At 58.9% G+C, this 20,340-nt stretch carries 18 protein-coding genes; 6 read left to right on the top strand and 12 right to left on the bottom strand.

The genetic code is table 11. The features are described 5' to 3' along the window. Positions 1 to 199: 199 nt before the first annotated feature. The gene (nadB, locus tag BLW10_RS00905; RefSeq protein ID WP_091331581.1) at positions 200 to 1,828 is read right to left on the bottom strand and encodes an L-aspartate oxidase; all 1,629 of its coding nucleotides are present in this window, start codon (positions 1,826 to 1,828) and stop codon (positions 200 to 202) included. Between the two features lie 201 nt (positions 1,829 to 2,029). Here nadB and rpoE point away from each other — a divergent pair, with 201 nt between their 5' ends. The 6 genes from rpoE (at position 2,030) to BLW10_RS00875 (ending at position 7,263) form a co-directional block, all read left to right on the top strand. Then, positions 2,030 to 2,608, top strand: a complete 579-nt coding sequence (rpoE, locus tag BLW10_RS00900) for an RNA polymerase sigma factor RpoE (RefSeq protein WP_091331580.1) — start codon at positions 2,030 to 2,032, stop codon at positions 2,606 to 2,608. 96 nt (positions 2,609 to 2,704) lie between these two features. Next, positions 2,705 to 3,280 (top strand): sigma-E factor negative regulatory protein, encoded by a 576-nt coding sequence (locus tag BLW10_RS00895; RefSeq protein WP_091331578.1) that lies wholly within the window; start codon positions 2,705 to 2,707, stop codon positions 3,278 to 3,280. Continuing rightward, positions 3,264 to 4,283, top strand: a complete 1,020-nt coding sequence (locus BLW10_RS00890) for a MucB/RseB C-terminal domain-containing protein (protein WP_091331576.1) — start codon at positions 3,264 to 3,266, stop codon at positions 4,281 to 4,283. Before BLW10_RS00895 ends, BLW10_RS00890 begins: the two co-directional genes overlap by 17 nt. Then, entirely contained in the window at positions 4,280 to 4,750 is a 471-nt protein-coding gene (locus BLW10_RS00885; protein ID WP_091331575.1) for a SoxR reducing system RseC family protein, read from the top strand. The genes BLW10_RS00890 and BLW10_RS00885 overlap by 4 nt, the downstream gene beginning before the upstream one ends. A 58-nt stretch (positions 4,751 to 4,808) precedes the next feature. Continuing rightward, positions 4,809 to 6,257, top strand: coding sequence for a DegQ family serine endoprotease (locus BLW10_RS00880; protein ID WP_091331573.1), 1,449 nt, complete (start codon positions 4,809 to 4,811; stop codon positions 6,255 to 6,257). A gap of 121 nt (positions 6,258 to 6,378) precedes the next feature. Then, positions 6,379 to 7,263, top strand: coding sequence for a hypothetical protein (locus tag BLW10_RS00875; protein WP_091331572.1), 885 nt, complete (start codon positions 6,379 to 6,381; stop codon positions 7,261 to 7,263). Here the strand turns inward: BLW10_RS00875 and ubiB are convergent. The 11 genes from ubiB to BLW10_RS00820 form a co-directional block, all read right to left on the bottom strand. After that, complete coding sequence (gene ubiB / locus BLW10_RS00870) at positions 7,241 to 8,884, bottom strand: ubiquinone biosynthesis regulatory protein kinase UbiB (RefSeq protein WP_091331570.1); 1,644 nt, start codon at positions 8,882 to 8,884, stop codon at positions 7,241 to 7,243. The genes BLW10_RS00875 and ubiB overlap by 23 nt on opposite strands. Continuing rightward, positions 8,881 to 9,522 (bottom strand): ubiquinone biosynthesis accessory factor UbiJ, encoded by a 642-nt coding sequence (locus tag BLW10_RS00865; RefSeq protein WP_091331569.1) that lies wholly within the window; start codon positions 9,520 to 9,522, stop codon positions 8,881 to 8,883. Before BLW10_RS00865 ends, ubiB begins: the two co-directional genes overlap by 4 nt. Beyond that, a complete protein-coding gene (gene ubiE, locus BLW10_RS00860; protein WP_091331567.1) occupies positions 9,519 to 10,268 on the bottom strand; it encodes a bifunctional demethylmenaquinone methyltransferase/2-methoxy-6-polyprenyl-1,4-benzoquinol methylase UbiE in 750 nt (249 codons plus the stop codon). The genes BLW10_RS00865 and ubiE overlap by 4 nt, the downstream gene beginning before the upstream one ends. A gap of 98 nt (positions 10,269 to 10,366) precedes the next feature. Then, positions 10,367 to 10,777, bottom strand: coding sequence for a hypothetical protein (locus tag BLW10_RS00855; protein WP_091331566.1), 411 nt, complete (start codon positions 10,775 to 10,777; stop codon positions 10,367 to 10,369). Then, complete coding sequence (locus BLW10_RS00850; protein ID WP_091331564.1) at positions 10,778 to 11,314, bottom strand: chemotaxis protein CheW; 537 nt, start codon at positions 11,312 to 11,314, stop codon at positions 10,778 to 10,780. Positions 11,315 to 11,320: 6 nt separating this feature from the next. Beyond that, positions 11,321 to 13,033 carry a diguanylate cyclase gene (locus tag BLW10_RS00845; RefSeq protein ID WP_091331563.1) on the bottom strand — a complete coding sequence of 571 codons (1,713 nt, stop codon included), beginning with the start codon at positions 13,031 to 13,033 and terminating at the stop codon, positions 11,321 to 11,323. A 54-nt stretch (positions 13,034 to 13,087) separates the two neighbouring features. Beyond that, complete coding sequence (locus BLW10_RS00840; protein WP_091331561.1) at positions 13,088 to 13,435, bottom strand: response regulator; 348 nt, start codon at positions 13,433 to 13,435, stop codon at positions 13,088 to 13,090. Between the two features lie 88 nt (positions 13,436 to 13,523). Further along, complete coding sequence (locus BLW10_RS00835) at positions 13,524 to 15,749, bottom strand: hybrid sensor histidine kinase/response regulator (protein WP_091331560.1); 2,226 nt, start codon at positions 15,747 to 15,749, stop codon at positions 13,524 to 13,526. Positions 15,750 to 15,765: 16 nt separating this feature from the next. Then, positions 15,766 to 17,244, bottom strand: coding sequence for a CheR family methyltransferase (locus BLW10_RS00830; protein WP_091331558.1), 1,479 nt, complete (start codon positions 17,242 to 17,244; stop codon positions 15,766 to 15,768). Continuing rightward, positions 17,244 to 18,314 carry a chemotaxis-specific protein-glutamate methyltransferase CheB gene (gene cheB / locus BLW10_RS00825; RefSeq protein WP_091331557.1) on the bottom strand — a complete coding sequence of 357 codons (1,071 nt, stop codon included), beginning with the start codon at positions 18,312 to 18,314 and terminating at the stop codon, positions 17,244 to 17,246. The genes BLW10_RS00830 and cheB overlap by 1 nt, the downstream gene beginning before the upstream one ends. Further along, a complete protein-coding gene (locus BLW10_RS00820) occupies positions 18,311 to 20,281 on the bottom strand; it encodes a methyl-accepting chemotaxis protein (RefSeq protein WP_091331555.1) in 1,971 nt (656 codons plus the stop codon). The genes cheB and BLW10_RS00820 overlap by 4 nt, the downstream gene beginning before the upstream one ends. Positions 20,282 to 20,340: the final 59 nt, after the last annotated feature.

Raw genomic sequence — 20,340 nt, 5'->3', positions numbered from 1 at the left:
CGAAGCGAAACCCATCTCACTTTTGCCCTAAAACCAATGCCTGATTGATGAAATTGAACGCTTTCGGGGAAACTCGGGGGCTTTTTTTATGGCGCGATGCGGTCGCGGAATGATGGGTTTCGCTTCGCTCTACCCATCCTACCTTGCTACCTTGCTTGAATGAAACGGCAACTGTCTCCTAAATGTGTTTATACGTGCTTTAGCCATCCGAACGCGGCTGATACCCATCGGGAATCAAGATGGTCGGCACCCGTTGGCTGGCATCTTTGACAGGATGATCGAGCGTGTAATGCAGGCCGCGACTTTCGCGCCGCCGTAATGCCGATTGAATAATCAAATCCGCGACTTCCAGCAGATTGCGCAGTTCAATCAAATCATTACTGACACGAAAGTGGCTGTAATACTCGATCACTTCTTGCGCCAGCAGATCGGCGCGACGTTTGGCGCGGCGCAGTCGTTTATTCGTCCGCACGATGCCGACGTAATCCCACATAAAGCGGCGCAGTTCGTCCCAATTATGCGTCACCACGACCTCTTCATCCGGCTCAGTGACGCGGCTTTCATCCCACGCGGGCACTTCGGGCGGTGCGGGCACCTCAGCGGCGAGGCGCGTAATATCCGCCGCCGCCGCTTCCGAATAGACCAGACATTCGAGCAGCGAATTGCTGGCCATGCGGTTTGCGCCATGTAAGCCGGTGTAGGCCGTTTCGCCACTGGCATAGAGTCCGGGCAGATCGGTACGCGCCTGACGATCCACCATCACCCCACCGCAGGTGTAGTGCGCCGCTGGCACGACGGGAATCGGCTCGCGGGTGATATCCATGCCCAGTTCGAGACAGCGAGCATGAATGGTCGGGAAATGCTCGATCACAAAGTCCGCCGGACGATGCGAGATGTCGAGATAGACGCATTCGCTGCCCAAGCGCTTCATTTCGTGGTCAATCGCCCGCGCCACAATGTCACGCGGGGCGAGTTCGGCACGCGGATCAAAGCGCGGCATAAATCGCTCACCATCCGGCAACAGCAGGCGTGCGCCCTCGCCGCGCAGGGCTTCAGTGACCAGAAATGACCGCGCCTGCGGGTGATACAAGCAGGTCGGATGAAACTGCATAAATTCCATATTGGCGACGCGACACCCGGCCCGCCACGCCATCGCAATTCCATCGCCGGTAGACACATCTGGGTTACTGGTATACAGATACACCTTGTTTGCGCCGCCAGTGGCCAGCACGACAAATCGTGCTAAAAACGTCTCCACCTGACCACTGCCGAGATCGAGGATATAGGCGCCGAGACAGCGTGGCGCGGCCTGACGCGAGAGATGGCGCGTGGTGATGAGATCGACGGCAATATGCTGCTCATAGAGCGTCACATTGGCACGGGTGCGCACCTGGGTTTCGAGCGTGGTCGCCACAGCATGACCAGTCGCATCCGCTGCGTGAATCACGCGCCGATGGGTGTGTCCGCCCTCGCGTGTGAGATGATAGCCACTGGCGGCGTTGTGCTCGCTATCGCGGGTAAACTCAACGCCCTGATCGAGTAGCCAGCGGATATTATCCGGCCCGCGTTCGACGACTTGGCGCACAACTTCGGGATCACAAAGACCGGCACCGGCCTTGAGCGTATCCTGAACGTGAGATTCGATGGAATCGCCAGCATCGAGCACGGCCGAAATACCGCCCTGCGCATAGCGGGTGCTGCCCTCACACAGTTCGCGTTTCGAGACGACGGCAACGGATAGACTCGCTGGCAGCCGTAGCGCGAGACTCAGCCCAGCAGCACCGCTGCCGAGGATTAACACATCATGGCGGTGGCAGGTATTGGACATGGGCGTGTACTCTTGATAGCAACGAAGACGCCGCTAATACTACTGCGTCACACAACTGTCACGCCACGCTATCGCACCTGCACTGACTCGCTGGACGCTAATCGCTGACGGCTGGAAGCTCATAATGGTCACGAACTTACTAAGCGGTGAATTGTCCATGCCAACGGATCCCAAGGCTGGCGTAGCGGGCGGCGTCTGTCCATGACTGAACGCCACCCCGATCACGAGTTGGTCAATCGTGCCCAGTCGGGCGATAAACGCGCCTTTGATCTGCTGGTGCTCAAATACCAGCAAAAAGTCTCGCACCTGATTTCCCGTTATGTACGCGACACCGCCGATGTCATGGACGTGACGCAGGAAGCATTTATTAAGGCGTATCGCGCTCTGCCGGGGTTTCGTGGCGAAAGCGCGTTTTATACCTGGCTGTATCGCATCGCGGTCAACACGGTCAAAAACCATCTGGTCGCGCAGGGCCGCCGACCACCGGCTGATGACATCGAAGCCGAGGTCGCCGAACAGCTCGATATGGGCGGGCGGCTGCGTGAGCAGGCGACACCCGAGCGGCAGGTGCTGACCGATGAGATCGCCGCCACCGTACAACACGCGCTCGATGACTTGCCGGACGATCTGCGCACCGCCATTGTGCTCCGTGAGCTGGAAGGCTTGAGTTACGAGGAGATCGCCACGGCCATGAACTGTCCCATCGGCACCGTGCGTTCGCGTATCTTTCGCGCCCGTGAAGCGATTGATAAACGGCTCAGACCGCTGCTTGACGGCTGACACGCGACGCATCAGCCCCCGCCGACTTGTCCAGCTTCTTGCTCTGGGCCAGTCGCTTCTTTTTTGATAGAACCCACAGCTCAGGCGTGATTACCCATGATCGACGAGCCTAAACACCGACTGTCCGCGCTACTCGATGGTGAGTTAGCGGCTACCCAGCTTCCCGCCCTACTCGATGCCCTGACCGACGACCCCGAACTCCGCGCCTGCTGGGAGCGTTACACGCTGATTGGCCAGTCGATTCGCGGCGAAGCCATTCACGCCAACGCCCGCCAGCTTGCCGAGCAGGTGCGCACCGCGCTCCATGCCGAACCGACCTTGCTCCGTCCACCGCGTTCGCTCTCCACGCCGCGCCGCTGGCGTCGCCGCGACACCGGCTGGGCACTCGCCGCCTCGGTCACGCTGATGGCCGTGCTCACGCTGCCCTTACTCAGCACTGATTCGGATGCGCCCGAATTAGCCGATGTGTCACGCAACACGCCACTCAGTGTGCCGCTGGTTGAACAGCAACTTGCGCAACAATTTGAGCATCAACGCTGGCATCTGGAACAACCTGAGTTGGCCAGCAAGCTTGACCGCTATCTCGTCACCCATCAAGCGAAGGCGTCCGCGAGCGGCGCTACAGGATTATTGCCCTATGCCATGCTCGTTGGTTATGAGACCGGGCGTTAAGCTGGGCGCAGCGGCGCTGATGCTCACGCTAGGCGGTCTGCTGGCGCTGCCAGCGTGGAGCAGCACGCCAAGTGAACCGCTTGAATCCAGCGCAGCGGAGCTATCACCAGCCGCCTTGATCGAACGCATGACGCAGGCCGTGCGCTCGCGCAACTACGAAGGCACGCTGGTTTATCTGCACGACACGCATCTCGAAACCCTGAGCCTCGACCATCGCATCAAGGACGGCCAGATCGAAGAACGGCTGATTGCGCTCAGTGGCCCGATTCGCGCTGTGGCACGCGGTAAAGATCGCGTCAACTGCGTGCTCTCTGACGGTCGCCCGATCTCGGTGGAACAGCAAAACGGCGGGCGCTTTCTCGACACCGATGGCATTGATCCCGACGCGCTCCAAAGCTATTACCAGGTCGCCTATCTCGGTCGCGCACGGGTAGCTGGACGCGAAACCGATGTCGTTGGCCTGATTCCAAAAGACGATCTGCGCTACGGCTATCGCTTCCATATTGACCGCGAAACCGCGCTGCCCCTGAAATCCGATCTCATCGATCGGCATCAAGCACCGCTCGAACAACTGCTGTTTACCTCGATCACGCTCCATCCCGATGCCACGCCCGACCCAGCCGCAACCGCTGTTGTTGAACCGCCGCACTCAGTGCGCACTGCGCCGGCGACGACCCCAAGCAGTCACTGGCGTTTTGAGCCGATGCCATTGGGTTTTAAGCTCGTCATGCAGCATCGACTGCAACAAGCCGATGGCAGCGTTGTTGAGCATTTTTTGTTCACAGATCGGTTGTCGTCCTATTCAATTTATATCGAGCCGGCGAGCGCCAACGGCCTCGACGGGTTGGCCAATAGCGGTTCAGTGCACGCCGCTGGGCGACAGGTGAACGGATATCAGATCATCGCGGTTGGCGAGGTGCCGCCCGCGACGGTGCAGGCGGCGATTGCTGGGGTCTATCAGGCGGTTGTTGCGACACAACCGGAGCCGGAAAAAAAACCATGATCGAAGAACAAGGTCACGTCATTGCACTCATTGGCGACTGCGCCCGTATCAGCGCGACACGCCGCAGTGCCTGCGGTCAATGCCAAGTCAACACCGCTTGCGGCACCTCGCTGCTGGCGCGGGTGTTTGGGCGACAGCCGGTGGAGCTGCTGGCGCAGAATCCAATCGGCGCACAAATCGGCGACACGGTGATCGTCGGCTTGAGCGAACAGGGTTTATTGCGCACCGCAGCGGCAGCCTATCTGGTGCCATTGCTAGGCTTGATTAGTGGAGCATGGCTCGGTGAGCACTTCGGTGGCGCACACGCAGAGCTGATAACCGTTCTGGGCGCAGTGGGTGGGCTGGTACTAGCGTTTGGGTGGCTTCGCGGCTACAGTGTCGCGTTGGCCCAACGGCCTGATTATCAACCGGTGATTCTGCGCCGTCTCACACCATCCGTCACCGTGACGCTGACCGAGCTGCACTAGGATCGCCGACATCTTTTGCTTTATTTTTCAGCATTCGCTGTCATCGCTCGGAGTTGCCATGCGCCCATTTGCTCGACGCTCGCCGGTTCTGCTCTTACTTGGTTTACTGATCGCCAATCCGCTATTCGGACGCGAGTTACCGGATTTCACCCGATTAGTCGCTGAAAACGGCCCTGCTGTGGTCAATATCAGCACCAAGCAAGCCCCGCCGCCACAGACCTCGCACCGTCTGCCACAGTTTTCGATTCCCTCGATACCGTCCCTGCCGGCACTGCCTGAAGGCAGTCCGCTGGAAGAGTTATTCCGGCACTTTTTTGGCGAAGAAGGCGGCGGCATGCTCCCAGAGGAAAACCAGCAATCGCGCTCACTCGGTTCGGGCTTTTTGGTTTCAGCCGATGGGTATGTGCTCACCAATTCGCATGTTGTCGAAGGTGCAGCGGAAATCATCGTGCGCACCAGCGACCGGCGCGAGTTCGTCGCCAAGTTAATCGGCACAGATAAACGCAGTGATATTGCCTTGCTCAAGGTCGAGGCTACCGGACTGCCAACAGTCCGCATCGGCTCGGGTAAAGAGCTGGCAGTCGGTGAATGGGTTTTGGCGATTGGCTCGCCGTTTGGCTTTGAATCCTCGGCGACGGCAGGCATTGTCAGCGCCAAAGGGCGCAGCTTGCCGAGTGAAAATTATGTGCCCTTTATTCAGACCGATGTGGCGATCAATCCGGGCAATTCGGGCGGGCCGCTGTTTAATCTCGACGGTCAAGTCGTCGGCGTCAACAGCCAGATTTATAGCCGCACGGGTGGCTTTATGGGGCTGTCGTTTGCGATTCCGATTGAAGTTGCAATGGATGTCGTCGAGCAGCTCAAAACCACTGGGCGCGTCAGTCGCGGTTGGCTGGGAGTGCTGATTCAGGATGTGACCCGCGAACTGGCGGAATCCTTCGGAATGCCGCAGCCGAGCGGGGCACTGGTGGCGCAGGTGCTGCCTGACAGTCCGGCGGCGGCGGCCAAGCTCGAACCCGGTGACGTGATCTTGAGTTTTAATGGCCGTGAAGTGCCGACTTCCAGCAGTCTGCCGCCGCTCGTCGGGGCGACGCCTGTGGGCGAGCGTGTGCGTCTGGACGTGTTGCGGCGCGGTCAACGACTGGAATTGACCATCAAAATTGATGAACTGCCAGACGAAGAGCAGGTCGCCAGCAGCGCCGACAGCTTTGATAAACCCACGGTTAATCGTCTCGGCTTGGCCGTGAGCGAGTTGAACACTGAACTGCGCGAACAGCTTGAGATCGAGCAAGGCGGGGTGTTGGTCGAATCGGTCGATCCTGGCCCAGCGGATACGGCCGGTCTGAGCGCCGGGGATGTGATCCTGATGCTCGATAATCAGCCGGTCAATTCGCTTGCCGATTTCGAGCGCATTGTGGCGGCGATTGAACCCGGACGTGCCGCAGCGGTGCTGGTGCAGCGCGGCGGAAGCCGAATGTTTTATGCGCTTAAGCTGCCGCAACCTTAAATAACCGTTCGTGATCGTTGCGTGACCAGCGCGTCACTGCATCTGAAATCGGATGCAGTGACGCACACGTAACAGCATCGACCTAGATCGAACCGCATCGAACTGCAACTGATGCCGCACTATGCCCAGCCTACGCGAACCTCTCACCACCTATGGCTTCGAGTCCAACGATGAGTACGCCTTCGCGGTACGTTGTTGGCTAGACGGGCCGACCGCCGGGGTGCGAGCACTGAATCTCGCCGGTGATGGTCAGCGCCGCAAAACCGCGTTTGCACACGCGCTGGCGCAGGCCCTCGGCTTTACCCAAATTCTCTATCACGATTTCACCGATCAGCATCCGCCACTGCCGGATGTGATTCTGCCGCCGAGTCAGGATGAACTCGGCCGCACCGAACCGCCCATCGAGCCGCTCGACCGCATCGTCAGCGAAGCCTGCGCCCAGAGCGAAGGTGATCTCACAGTGTTGATCCTCGATCAACTGCACACGGCTGATTTTCGCCAACATCTGCGCCTGCATCGGCTGCTGACTGAATGCGTGTGGGAGGTGCGCGGCGGCAGTTATGTCGCCAATCCGAAACGGCTGCATCTGATGCTGCTGTCAGATGAGCCGCTCTATCACGCCTTGCGTCAAGAGAGCTTTCGCCTCTGGATTGGGCGTCAGTCCGAACGTCAGCAGCCGTATCAACCGGCTGATTTTGGGCTGGGGCCGGAAGCGCAACCGCTGTTTACCGCGCTCCCACCGCTGTTTGACGTGCTCGGCGTGGTGCCGACGCATCACGAACTGACACGCCTACTCAGTGATTTCCGGCTACAAGTCTGCACGCTGGAACAGCTACGCTTGAGCCTCTATGGACGGCTGGAGGGCGTCGAGCACGCGGCACTGCGTGATCCGCTGCATCAGGGGGCGCTCGCGCAGGTCTGGGAAGCAGTGCAATCTTGGCTGATTACCGAACATATTGAAGTGGCAGAGGTGCCGAATGAGACTAACTCCGCCCATGAGCGGTAATAAATAACCACACACCCGCCAAATACGCCGCCGCAATCAATCCCGCCGCAATCTGCTCTGGCAACCAAAGACCGGGGCCAAGCAAGAGCATCAGCGTTGCGCAAATCAACAGCGTTGCACCACCGATAGATTTAATCAACGTATTCGAAGCTGTAGCTTGATCTTCGCGCTCTTGTGCTTGATCGAATTTAGCACTGCGTACCTGTTTATCATACGCCATCAACATCCGATACGCGATCAATGGCAATTCCGGCGCTTGATCGGCAACCGAATAGAGATTGCGTTTCGTGCGATCAAATAACCCTTTTAAACCTACCTGATTTTTCATCCAGCGTTCCATATAGGGCTTGGCAGTTGTCCATAAATCCAGCTCAGGATATAACTGCCGTCCCAAGCCTTCGATGTTAAGCAGGGTTTTTTCTAAAAGCACAAGCTGAGGCTGAATTTCCATATCAAAGCGCCGAGCTGTTTGAAAAAGCCGCACTAAAAAATGTCCGAATGAGATTTCAGATAATGGCTTTTCAAAAATCGGCTCACTGACCGTGCGAATCGCAGCTTCAAATTCATCAACTCGCGTGCCCGGCGGCACCCAACCCGATTCGACATGCAATTCAGCAACGCGCCGATAATCGCGCTCAAAAAATGCCAGTAAATTCTCAGCAAGATACCGCTGATCTTCAGTTGTCAATGTTCCAACAATGCCAAAATCAATCGAGATATAGCGCCCCGAAGGTTCAACGAAGATATTGCCCGGGTGCATATCAGCATGAAAAAAGTTATCGCGGAATACTTGGGTAAAGAAAATCTCAACCCCGCGTTCGCCGAGCACTTTCATACTCACGCCCTGCGCTTTGAGCTTTTCGACTTCGCCAACTGGCGTGCCGTAAATGCGCTCCATCACCATGACATTCGGGCGCGTCCAATCCCAATAGATTTCGGGAATATAGAGCATGTCACTGCCGAGCCAATTGCGGCGAATTTGTGATGCATTGGCCGCTTCGCGCTGAAGATCTAATTCATCATAGATGGTTTTTTCATATTCGCGCACCACTTCAACCGGCCGCAACCGTCGCCCATCTTTCCAGTATTTTTGCGCTAAATGCGCGACGGCATACATTAAGCTCAGGTCTTGGCGAATGGTGCGCTCAATGCCGGGCCGCAACACTTTTACAACTACTTCCGTGCCATCTTTTAGCCGGGCGCTATGCACTTGCGCAATGGAAGCAGATGCTAACGGTACTGGATCGAATTGATCGAGCACCGCTTCAATTGGACGCCCCCAAGCTTTTTCAATTAACGCTCGTGCGGCTTCACCCCCAAAAGGCGGGACGCGATCTTGCAGTTTGGTTAATTCAACGGCCAGATCATCCGGCAATAAATCGCGGCGCGTTGATAGAATTTGCCCGAATTTAACAAAAATCGGCCCAAGATCTTCCAGCGCCAGCCGTACTCGCGCTGGATAAGGCGGCAGATCGCGCTTGACCCAATGCCAGGGCAGCAGGTATTTAATCCAGCGCAGGGGTCGAAATAAATGCGTGGCGAGAATGACCTCGTCGAGGCCATGTCGCAATAACACGGCATTGATGCGAAACAGGCGCAGCGCCTGACGTGGCCCCATCATTGTGGCGTGATCCCAGGGGCGCGTTTGGCGAGCTGCTCGATGCGGGCGGCTAGTCGCTCAACATCATCGCGCAGGGTATCGACTTGCTGCAAAAAGGCTTCGACTTCGTAGCGTGTTGGTAGTAAGCGGCGCTCTTCTTGCAGATATTCGCTGAGATTAGCCGTCAAGGTCGCTGAAGTACGCGCTGTCCAGTGCTCGGCATCGCGCACCCGATTGCCGACCTGGCGCGCAAACGGATCGCCAATCACCCGCGCCAGTTGCTCTTCCCAATCAACATTTAGCCGTGCGAGTGCGGCGCTGAAATCCTGTGCTAACGTCGTGTCACCGGAGATGCTGACTTCACCAGATACCAGTGGTGTTTCTTTATCCGCTGTCATGCCCAGCCGCGCCAGCGCCAGCGGCGAACCCTGAATCAAGCAATCCGGTTCAGCATCATACAGGCCAAACAGTTGTAGCCCGCGCTCGCTTGGAATCACGGTGATGCGCGTACCAAAGCCGGTGAGTTCAATCGCAATGATGCGTCCAGCAAGCGGAGCGAACGCCGCCGCGCCCTCGGAATCGAGCGCGAGATACCGGTTCACTGTCAGCTCGACGACGGCGAGCAGCGCATCAGGAATCTGCAAACCAGCGGCGCTCATAATTTATACCCGCGATGAATGGCGACGATCCCGCCGGTGTGGTTGAAATATTCGCAGCGTTCAAAACCGGCCGCTTCCATCATGGCGCGGAGCGTTTCTTGATCGGGGTGCATCCGAATCGACTCAGCGAGATAGCGGTAGCTGTCGGGATCATTAGCTACCAATCGCCCGAGAATCGGTAGCACTGAGAACGAATACGCATCATAGACTTTGCTCAGAGATTGGGTGGTCGGATGCGAAAATTCGAGAATCAGCGCCCGTCCACCCGGCTTGAGCACGCGGAACATTTCATCAAGCGCGTTCTGTTTATGCGTCACATTGCGCAGACCAAAACCAATGGTGACACAGTCAAAGAGATCGCTCGCAAACGGAATCTGTTCGGCGTTGACTAGACTGTATTGCAGATTGCCCACGCGCCCCTGATCGAGCATCCGCGTGCGCCCTTCGCCGAGCATGGCGGCATTGATGTCGGTCATCACCACCAGCCCATCTGCACCGACCAGCCCCGAAAAACGATAAGCCAGATCGCCGGTACCCGATGCCAAATCGAGCACGCGCTGCCCACGACGCACGCCGGACAGTTCAATCGCGTGCCGTTTCCACAGCCGATGAATGCCGAGTGACATCAGGTCGTTCATCACATCGTAGCGGCTGGCAACCGAATCGAAAACCGCACGCACGCGCTTGGCTTTTTCTGCGACCGGCACCTGCTGATAGCCGAAATGGGTGGTGTTCTGCTCAGACATGCTTAATCTCAGTGGCTAAGAGTGTGGCCCGAATGCGGCGGGGGCACACGGGAGGATAGCAGCTATATTAGGTGATTTTGCGTTTGAGCTGCCAGCTATCAGCTTCCAGCTATCAGCCGCCCCGCATCAAGGATGATGACAAGTTGCTCATGTCCGGCGTTTTCGATCCAAGCCAGCGCCCGCACACCGTTGGGGCGCAGTCGCACGGCCAGCAGCGGCGGCAGCGGCTGAATGGCGTGGGTCGGTAAGCTGAAGTGAATCACTGGCTCGCCGACGCGCACCAGCCGCCGCTGTCCGTGCGGGAGGCTGAGTTCAAGCAGGCGCTGCGCGGCAGCTTCCGGCAGCGCGGATTGCTGTAGCAGTTCGGTGAGGTGCGGGGCGTTCGGTGCTAGGCTGACGGCATGTAGGGCGCTGACTTTCGCCGCTTCAAAAGCACAGCACAGTCCGGCGCTCTCACAACGCACCAGTTCCAGAGCGGCGGGAAGCGGCGCGGCGGGCAGTGTGGGCATTCAGCCGACCTCGCGCAGGTAGTCCTGAAACAGCGTGTCCAGATCCAGCAGCACGACCGACGTTGCACCCAGTTCAAACAGGCGCGAGCTGGCGCGGCGCAGGGTGCCAGCGAGCGTATCCGGCACCGGCTGCAAGCTGTCTTCAAGAATATCAAGCACATCGACGACGCTATCAACCCGCAGGCCACTGCGCATCGGTTCACCGCCAATCATCTGCGGACTTTGGGCGAGCAGGATCGCACCGTGACGGCTCGGCGGGGCGTGTTCGAGGTCAAGCAAATCGCCGAGGCGCATCACCGAGGTGATGTCGCCGCGCACGCTGATGACGCCTTCGAGCGCCGCCGGACAGCCGGGAACGAGATGAATGGTCGTCAGCGGCAGAATTTCGCTCACACACGTCCCAGGCAGCGCCAACCGCTGTGCGCCAATCGTGAAGATCACCAGCTTAACCGTTGGGGCATCGACTGCCGCTGGATCGGCAGTCTGAGTGCGGCGCTGCTCAAGCAGTGTGCCGAGTGTATCCTGTGGCGTGTCCATAGTGCGTCAGCTCGAATGCGTCAGTGCGGACACCCCATCCGCATCCTGATGGTGAGCAATCAGGATACAGTTGCGTCCGGCGTGTTTGGCGCGATAGAGCGCCGCGTCTGCTGCTTCGATCAGCGCCGATGGATCGCTGTATTCGGGGAATGCCGCCAGTCCGCCGCTAAAGGTACAGTGAAATTCAGTGCCATCGGCCAAAAAGGTCACGGCGGCGAAACTCTCACGCAGTGCATCCATGATCCCCTTTGCTTGCTCGGCGTCCAGTCCGGTCATAATCACCGCGAACTCTTCGCCGCCGTAACGTCCCACGATGTCCGATTCACGCAGCCGCAGGCGCAATGTACGTCCGAGTGCCATGAGCACTTGATCGCCGGTCTGATGGCCGTGGGTGTCGTTGACAGATTTGAAGCGATCCACGTCGATCATTGCCAAACACAGTCGCCGGTCGGAGCGTTGACAGGAAGCCAGCGCGACCTTGAGCAGTTGCAAAATCGTGTTGTGATTAAACAGGCCGGTGAGACTGTCGCGGATCATCAGTGACCGTAAGGTGCGCATCCGCTCGGCGCGAAGATGCACCTCCGTGACCAGCCGTTCGGGTTCAATCGGCTTGGTCAAAAAGCCATCAGCGCCGACTTCCAGTGCTTTGAATTGGCGCTGGGCGTCGGTTTCAGAGGACACATAAATAATCGGCAAGCCCAGATAGCCCGGAATTTGCCGCAACACCCGCGCTAATTCGGGGCCGGAGCAATGCGGCATGTAGAGATCCATCAGTACCAGATCGGCGTCAAAATCCTCCAGCACCGTCGGCACGCGCTCCGGTTCGCTCACCACGCGGCTGACCATGCCCGAGGATTCGAGCACCATCGCATAAAACTGCGCAACATCCGGGTCATCATCGACGATCAAAATATGATATTGCTCAGGATTACCGCGACTGGTGAGTTGATCGAGCAATTCGGCCATTTCGACCGCTTTCACCGGCTTGCGACAGTAAGCGCGACCATTGGCTTTGACCGCCCGTAATCGCGCCTGAAAATCATCGCGCTGTGAAATAAAGATACACGGAATCGGCGCATCCAGTTGCGTGTTTAACTCGGCAATCGTCGTCGGGCCGGCGTCGCGGCCTTCGGGAAATATGATGTCCATGATGACCGCCGCCGGGCGCTGCGTGAGCACGGCGGTGCGCAAATCATCAAGGGCATGATAGGGCTTGACCTGATAGCCGAAGCATTGCAACTGTTCTGACAGGTCTTGCGCAAACAACGGATCGTCGTCGCAGAGATAAATCAGGCGATTGTGGGCCGTCAACTCAGCGTCAGCATTGGCTTGACGGCGCAGATCAAAGCACGGGTGGCTGTCGTTGCCCATCGCGCTATCAACGGTTAATTCCAACTCTTCGAGCGTCTGCACATGGCGGCGCAGATCGGCCAACAGCGGCGCGGAAATGCGCCGGTCACCGTCGATGACCTCGCGCAACATCTGTTCAGCTTCTTTCGCTGAGGCATTGATCGCATTAAAACCAAAAGATGCGCCTGAGCCTTTTAGGGTGTGAAAAATCAGATGCAGTTGCGTGAGCGGTTCGTCTTGACGCCCGGTACTGGTGAGATCAGCCAGCAGTGCCCGTGCTTGACGCAGCCGGTCGGGAAGCTGCTCGATGAACGACGCCCGTAAACGGCGCTTACGTTCTTGGAAGGAATCTTGGCTGGCGGCTGGCATAACAAGTGCGCCTCGCGTCTGCTCTAGTTCAACTTAGTTTTCACACTGAACGTTTTAGAATTGCGCCAGTAGTTCCGATAACCGCTGTTCCAAAGCCGCATCTTTCGCCAAGCATGCCGATAGTCCAGGTTCACGCGCCAGCAGCGGAGCCGGATCGTCGCCGGTCAAGAGCACAAAGGGTTGTTGCAAGCCGCGTTCGCGCAGTTCCTGAAACAACTCCAAGCCATTGAGCAACGGCATGTGCAGATCAGAGACGACCAGTTCGATGCTGGCATCTTCACTGAGGCGTTCGAGCGCATCGAGGCCATGTTCGGCCAACTGCACCTGATGGCCGGCCTCTTCGAGCATGGCCAGTGTCATTTCACCGACTAACGGATCATCATCGACGACGAGGATGTGCATGGAGATGTGTACCTTTGGGGTTGCGTAGCAGCTATTAGCTTTTTTTGTTTTTGCTGGAAGCTGGCGGCTGATAGCTGGCAGCTCTAAATCAACCTAACAGATTACTGAGTGTATCGACCAAACTGGATTGATTGAAGTCGCCTTTGACAATGTAGGCATCCGCGCCAACCTGCACGCCGCGTTGTTTATCTTCCGGCTTTTGCCGCGACGTGACCATGACAATCGGCGTTGACCGATAGTGCTCATGTCCGCGCAGGCGCGAGACCAGCGAAAATCCATCCAGTCCGGGCATATCAACATCGGTAATCACCGCGTCAAACTGCCCGCCGAGGGCTTTTTGCCAGCCGTCGAGTCCATCTTCAGCCAGCGTGACGCGATAGCCGTGCGCTTCGAGAATCTCGCGTTCAATCTCGCGGGTATTCAACGAATCATCGACGACGAGCAGATGTTGACCGCCGATGGTGTGCCGTATCGCCGACCGCTCGGCAATCACAATCGGCGTTTCGCCGCGCAACCGCCGCGCCAGTTCTAGCAGCGCCGACGCTTGCAGCACGCTCACTAACGCATTGTCGCCCGTGACCACCATCCCCGCGACCAGTCCACTGGCCCGCAGATGCGCGGGCAAGGGTTTGATGACCATATCGCGTTCATCCAGCAGCCGATCCACAATCAGTCCAAGTTTGGTCTGCGCCGCTTGAATCACCACAACCAGCCAGCCGCGCCCGCTCTCCGCTGGTGCTACGGCGTGCAGCGAGGGCAGATCGGTCAGGCGCACCAGCGGCAAAAATTCATTGCGCAATACCATCGCCGGACGGTCGCCGATCTGAATCGCCTGCTCCGGCGGCAGGCGGATCAATTCGGCAATCTGATGCGCCGTCAGCGCAAACGCCCGCCCGCCCGCTTCAAACAGCAGCACGCGCATCACCGCCAATGAAATCGGCAAGCGCAGCCCGAAGCGGGTGCCCGCGTCCGGGCGCGTCGAGATCGACAACGCGCCGCGCAGGTTCTCGACAATCGCCCGCTTGACCACATCCAGCCCGACGCCGCGCCCCGAGATGTCAGTAATAATCGCGCTGGTGCTAAAGCCGGGCTGAAAGATCAATTCCGCCACCGCATCCTCGTCGAGCGTCGCGACACGGGCTGGGTCGATCAAGCCTTTTTGCAGGGCTTTGGCCAAAATCCGTTCACGATCCAGCCCGCGCCCGTCATCTTCGAGTTCGATCAGCAGACCGTTGCCGTCCTGTCGCGCACTGAGCCGAATCCGCCCCAGTCGTGGCTTACCGGCGGCAAGCCGCTCGGCGGGTGTTTCCAGTCCGTGGTCAATCGCATTGCGCAACAGATGTACCAGCGCGTCGCTCAGATGGTCAATCAGTTGGCGGTCGAGTTCGATTTCCCCGCCACTGATGGCGCACTGCACGTCTTTGCCCAGCTCGCGTCCGAGTTCCCGCGCCAGCGGAGCGATGGGGTCAAAGACAATCGCCAACGGCAACAATCGCATCACTAAAGCGCGGTCGTTGAGTTCCGTCGTCAGCCGCTCTTGTTCTTGCACCAGATCGCGTAGTGCCAGCGTGAATTGATGCACCGCGCTCGCTTGCGTGGTCAGGGGTTCGCGTTCAGCATCGAGACTCAGGGCCGCAAGTGCGCTCAGACTGGCATCGAGCGTCCGCGCTTCAAACAGTTTTTGGCGCAATTTGGCTTGATTGGAGACGACCTCGCCCATGAGCTTGATGAGTTCGTCGAGCTTATCCATCCGCACCCGCACACTATCCGGCGTGCGCAGACGGGTAGGCGCGGCAGATTCAGCAGGCGGTGCGGCGGTGGTTTGCGCGGTCGCAGGCGGTGATGACGGGACGGGGTTGGGAGCCGAAGCCGGAGTTGGAGTGGATTGGGCTGGCGCTGGCGCATCCGCTGATGACACCGCTTCACCGAGCGCCGCCGCTGCCAGCGCCGCGCAGAGTTCGGCATCAGCGGGCGGCAATGCACCGCCACTGGCTTCCACTGTCTCGACTAAGGCGCTCAGGGCATCGAGTCCGCGCACTAGCAATGCGCCGAGCGTCGCGTCGGTTTGAATCCGCCCCTCGCGCAGTGCGCCCAATACCTCTTCGAGTTGATGCGCCGTGTCAGCGATGCTCGTGAGCTTGAGCATCCGCGATGAGCCTTTGATCGTGTGCGCGGCGCGGAATAATTCGTTGAGCGTCTCGCCGTCGAGCGCCGCTCCGCTTGCCAACGGTGTTAGTCCGCTGGTCAGGCGGCTCAAATGATCGCGGGCTTCGCCCGTAAAACGCGGGAGAAATTTTTTAATATCTAGGGCCATAGCGCCGTACCAGTCTTCAAGCGTGCGGATCGAGGCGACGCAGCCGGATCTGACAGAGTTGTCGCAAATCGCCCAAACTCAACGCCGGTGCGCCGATTAGCGCCACCTGCGGCGTAACACACGCCGCCGGGCGTTCAAGCTGGCGCAGCACGATGCGATATTCGCGCTGGGCTAAATCGCTCTGACCACTGGCGCTGTACACCTCAGCTAACTGAAAATGCGCCGGCCACGCTTCCGGCTGGTGATAAACCGCCCGCCGCAAATATTCAATAGATTCAGTCATTTGCCCTTGACGGTGTGCAGCGCGACCGAGTAACAACAGCGCCTCGATGCGCCAGGGATCGCGCTCCAGCAGTTGCCGAGCACTGTCTACGGCAGCAGGCAGGCGCTCCAGTTCTAACAACAGATGTGCCTTGAGCGCCAACGCTTCGGCGGGCGGCATGGCCTGCGCACCCAGCGGCGCAAGTTCCGCGAGCGCCTCGGCATAGCGTTCGGCTTGCGCTAAGGCGAGCGCAGCGGTTAACACGCGGTCAGCATCAAGCGGCTGGCGTGGCCGTGCGGTCGCGGTGGGCGTTGGACGGAGCGACGGCTGACGGCGCAATGGCGCAGGGCGCGTGCTACGCGCACCGGGCGGCGCTGGGAGCGCGAGTCCGGCTGTCGGTTTCTCCGGTTTTGGGGAATTGGGCGGCGGCGCATTAACAAACAAAAACATGCCCTGCCGTTCGCGGAGCGTCAACACGCCGAAATCATTGGCCAGCGTCTCGGCGATGCCTACGAACAGATACCCGCCCGGCACCAGCAGCGTCTTGAGCTGTTCTTGCACGCGCTGGCGCGTCGGGGCGTCGAAATAAATCGACACATTGCGAAAAAAAATCACATCCTGATCGGCTAATTGTGCCGGATAGTCGGGTGCCAGCAGATTGAACGGCTGAAACTGCACCTGCTGCCGCAAGCGGGCGTCGATCTGGAACTGATTGGCCGCGCATGACGTGAAATAGCGGTCTTGCAGCGTCTGACTCAGCGCCCGAAACGAAAACCGCCCGTAAAGTCCAGCGCGTGCGCGGTCGAGCACTTCCCGATCCACATCGCCGGCGTTAATCTCAAATAACTGCTCGGCCAGCTCGCCGTAGCGTTCGCGCAATGCCATCAGGATCGAATAGGGTTCCTCGCCGGTCGAGCAGCCGACCGAGAGAATGCGCACCGGCCGCCCCGCCGCTGGGCGTTGCGCCAACAGTTCTGGGCAAAGCTGTTCGGTCAGTAACCGCAGATGTTGCGGTTCGCGGTAAAAATAGGTTTCGTTGATGGTGATGAGACTGGTGAGCGTGTGTAATTCGCGTTCATCGGTCTGCAACCGGATCAAGTAGGCGTCCGGCGAAGGATCGCCAACAGTGGCGATGCGTTTGAGCAACAGCTCGCGCCAGGCTTCCTGACCATAATGCCCGGCATTCAGTCCCAAATGTGTATGAATAAAGTTCAGCAGCGCGTCGAGGTTCATCAGGCCGCCTGACCCACGAAGCGACACAGCACCTCGGCGATCTCATCGAGCGGACGTATTTGTTCAATCGCTCCGGCGAGAATCGCCTCGCGGTTCATGCCGAAAATCAACGAACTGGCTTCATCCTGCGCCAGCGTGTGACCGCCCGCCGCTCGCAAGTCGAGCAGTCCGCGTACCCCATCGCGGCCCATGCCGGTGAGAATCACGCCCAGCGCCTGCCGCCGATAGCTCGCCGCCACCGAGGACAGCAGCCGGTCGCAACTGGGATGATAGATGTCGCGGCTCTCCGGTGTTACATACTGGAGCCGACGCTCGGCGTTCAGCAGCAGATGCCCCACCGGATCGGCCAGATAGACATGTCCGGGTTGCGGGGATTGACCGTCAGCCGCCACCACAACCTTGAGCGCACAGAGATCGTCGAGCCAACTGGCCATTGCTGCCGCAAAGCCGACCGACAAATGCTGGGCAATCAAGATCGGTGTGGCAAAGTTTGCTGGCAGTTGCGGTAGCAGCGCCGCGAGTGCTTGCGGGCCGCCGGTCGAAGAGGCAATCACGATGATGCGCGTGTGCGACAGCGCGGGCGCAAAGCTAGAGCTAGAAGAACTAGAACTGACCGGAACCGCAGCGGGCGCGGGTGCCGAATCCGTCGTGTTGACGGTGTACGATTGGCGACGAATATGCCGAATCACCGGCACTCCAGCGAGCATCCGCAAGTGCCGCGCCAATGCGCCATCATCATCGAGCGTCGGTTTAGCCGTTGCCTCCAGCGCCCCGCGTGCCACTGCCGACATGGCATTGCGCGAATCGGCTTGATCTGAGAGCACCAAAATCGGCGTTGCACGCACCGCCATGATTTCTTCAATGGCGGTCAAGCCGTCCATCTCGGGCATATTGAGATCGAGCGTGATGATGTCCGGTTGCAGTTGGAGCGTGAGTTCTAACGCCTCGCGCCCGTTGGCCGCCTCACCGCAGACTTGCAACCCGACCTCGGGCACCGATTCCAGCAACGCTCGAATCAGCGCCCGTGCCGCCGCGCTGTCATCAACCACCAGAACCCGAATCGGCTTCATGCTGGGGTGCTCGGCGTCACGGGGTTAGGCGGCGCGTGTCGGGACGCGGCCTCGGTCGTCTCGTCGAGCACAAAGCGTTCAACCTGACTGTTGAGCGTGGTGGACAACTGAATCATGCTCTGCGCCACCAGCGAGATGCGCCGCACCGAATCAGCGGTATCGGCGCTGGCGGTGACGATTTCTTTCAGCGCCACCACGACTTGATTACTGGCGGTGCGCTGCTGCTGGGTCGAGAGGCTGATTTGCTGCGCCGAACTGGTGGTCTCGCTCGCCGTTTGGACTAATTCATGAAGAAAATCAGCGGTATGCGCCGAAGCATCTAAGCCCTGCTCAATGCCGACTGAGCCTTTTTCGGAGGTGATGACCAGCCGCCCGATGGTTTCCTGAATCTCGCCGATTTTGTGGGCAATCTCGGCGGTTGATTCGCTCACCGAATCGGCGAGACGGCGAATCTCAGCGGCGACCACCCCGAAGCGTTTCCCCGCTTCACCGGCTGAGGACGCTTCCAGCGCGGCATTGAACGCGATCAGCTTGGTTTGATCGGCCACGGTGTCGATGATTTCCATGATCCGCGTGATTTCCTTCGATTTACCACCCAAATCGACGATTTCTCGGAGCGAGATTTGATTATCGTGGCGAATCTCTTCCATCTTATCGACGAGATGGCGCATCGATTCCTCACCCTGACGACTGCCGTCATAGGTGCGGTGGGCGATCTCGACCACTGAGCCAGAATATTCCGCAATCTGCGCCGATGACGACGACAGCTCTTCCATTGTCGAAGTAATTTCAGCGACCGAACTCGACATCTCGCTCGATGTCGCCGCTTGGCTATCGACTGCTTGGGCAATCTGCCGCGCCGCTTCATGCACCGATTGCGCATTGTGTTCGACCTCGGCGACCAGATCGCGCAGATGACGGCGCATCCGTTCCGTCGCCTCAGCTAACTCGGCCAGCTCATCGCGACCGTTCAAGGTAATCTCACGCGCCAGATTGCCAGCCGCCACGCGGTTGACGCTCTCGGTGACTTGCTGAATCCGCCGCGCCAACACCCGCGCCGAAAACAGCGCCAGCAGCAGTCCACTCAACAGCACCAGCGCCCCGATCCAGATCGCTTGCTGCAACGCCAGCTGCCAAATCAGCGTGTAATGGGTGCGATCCATTGCCACTTCGATCACGCCGAGTGGTTGGCCGGCATAATCCTGTATCGCTTCGACATAAACCGCCAGCGGTCGCCCGCCTAGCTCACGTTGCGCATACTGTGGCGTTCCAGCGGCAGCGGTGAGAATCACCGCATCATCGAGCAATGGCCGTTCCCCAGCAGTACTGGCGAAGGTAGCAATGCGCCCATCGCGGATCAGATGCAACGCCGCCTCGACGCTGTGGCGCTGCTTAAACGCCTCAAAAAACGCTGGGCCGAAGTTCAAGCCAAATTCAACCGATCCCAGATGCTGCTCCTGATTGAATACCGGCACCATACCGCGTGCGCCCAGCCCGGCCACGCCGGATTCCAGCCCGCGATTTGGCTGAAGGCGGGTGTTGGTATCGACGACCGAATGCCGGAAGCTGGCGAGATCATCACCGAATTTTTCCGGCTGATGCAGGCGCAAAAATGAGGTGGCGGGCGGGGTATGAAACTGAAACTGCACTGTGCCGTATTCTTGACTTAGCTTGGCATAGGGCGGGAGCAGTTGCGTGCGTAGCCAATCGCGATCCCCAGCGGCAAAGCGTTGCTGCACCTCGGGAATCGTGGCCACCAGCGCACTGAGCGCCTCAGCCAGCCGGGTTTCGGCAGCGACATCCAATCGCATCGCCGCAACGTGTTGGCGAAGCTCAGTATGCTCGGCCTCCAGCGTCAGCGCATCGAGCGCACGCAGATTAAAATATGACAACACCGAGACGGCGAGCAAAATTGCTGCCCCGGCACCGATCATGTAGTTGACCCACAGACGGAGGTTGGTGAACATCAATCACTTCTCGTGCAAACCGCGTTGAGCGCGAAGATTGAAACCGCGTATTAAGACGC

The sequence above is a fragment of the Allochromatium warmingii genome, assembly GCF_900107145.1.
Lineage (GTDB): Bacteria > Pseudomonadota > Gammaproteobacteria > Chromatiales > Chromatiaceae > Thermochromatium > Thermochromatium warmingii.
This window is presented reverse-complemented; position numbering and strand designations above follow the sequence as displayed.